This is a genomic window from Hyphomonas sp. (genome assembly GCF_040882205.1).
Classification (GTDB): domain Bacteria; phylum Pseudomonadota; class Alphaproteobacteria; order Caulobacterales; family Hyphomonadaceae; genus Hyphomonas.
Map to the genome: position 1 here is coordinate 1 of NZ_JBBEBT010000083.1, position 1,163 is coordinate 1,163.

Sequence of the window (1,163 nt, forward strand, 5' to 3'; positions counted from 1 at the left end):
TGACGGTGAGATGGTCGAGATCGGGCGAACGCCGCACGATGTCTTGCAGCACGTCCGGCCAAAGATCGCCGCAACTATCGAGGTCGATGTCCTCGTCGCCAAGGGTCGCATCGGGCTGTTCGTCGATCAGCTTCTGCGCCAGACGGCAGGTGTCGGGCGTGGCAGTATCGAGTGCTGCCCGGACCTCATCTGCTGACAGCGTAATCAGGTCGCAAGCACCATCGTCGCTGTAATAATAGGCATTCTCGCCATCGACTTCCTCGCTGAATACCGCTGCGAGAAACAGGCGTTCGATAGGCAGGATGGCGGAAAGTGGAATGAACGGCTCAATGACCGTGGGCGTGTAATAATCAGCCATGGTCTGGCTCCTTCAATGTCAGGAAATGGAAGCGCGGAGCGGCGCAGTGCCGCCCCGCGCAAAGGGTCATTCGGCAGCGATCGCATAGGCGTCGTCAGCATCACCTTGTTCGGCTTCATCTGGCATGGGAGCTTCATCGACCGAGAGGAAGTCGGGCAGATCAGCCAGTTCTCCGTCCGCTTCGGTCAGTGGCAATCGCAGCGGCTCATGCAACCAACCGGTGCCTTCGAGCAGCCGTTCGGCCTCGCGCGCCATGTCGCCCTTTTTCAGATGCTCGATGAGGACTGCGGTTGCATCGCCCTTGGCTTCGCGCACGGCTTCGATGATCCGGGGCTTGGTGACGCGGCCGAGATAATTGTCGACCGTGGGCGTCCAGCCAGCATCCGCCATGTCGAGCCCGACCACATGGGCAAGCGCATCGGCAGCGGCGATCCGCTGGGCGATCCCGTGCGCCGAGATGCGGCCATCATAGCCTTTGGTAGCTTCAAACAGCGCATTGACGCCGAGCGATACGCAGTGCGCCAGCAGCGCCATCTGCTCGTCCTGCGCCAGTCCAGCAATGAATGCCCAAAGCTCGCCTGTTTCGCTCGGCAGGCGTTCGGCCCATTGTTCGTGCCGTTGCTGGACCTTCTGGCTCCAGACAGACTCGCGCAGATTTGGAGCGACATTGCCGAGCCAGGCCTGGGTGACGCCGATCTGCACGCAGCCGGCGTGCCCGTGCGACTGGAATACCGACAGACACAAGGCATGAAGCAGCGCAGTGAACGCAGCATCAGGCGCATTGGCGAGTGCATCGCGCAGTGCC

The 1,163-nt window shown here is 61.7% G+C and carries 1 protein-coding gene and 1 pseudogene; both read right to left on the reverse strand.

Annotated features, from left to right (window positions below; genetic code table 11):
* A partial coding sequence (locus WEA77_RS03645) for a hypothetical protein (protein ID WP_368066506.1) occupies window positions 1-358 on the reverse strand: 358 nt, incomplete at its 3' end.
* A gap of 66 nt (window positions 359-424) precedes the next feature.
* Window positions 425-1,163 (reverse strand): annotated as a pseudogene (locus WEA77_RS03650) (DNA-binding protein); the annotation flags it as partial.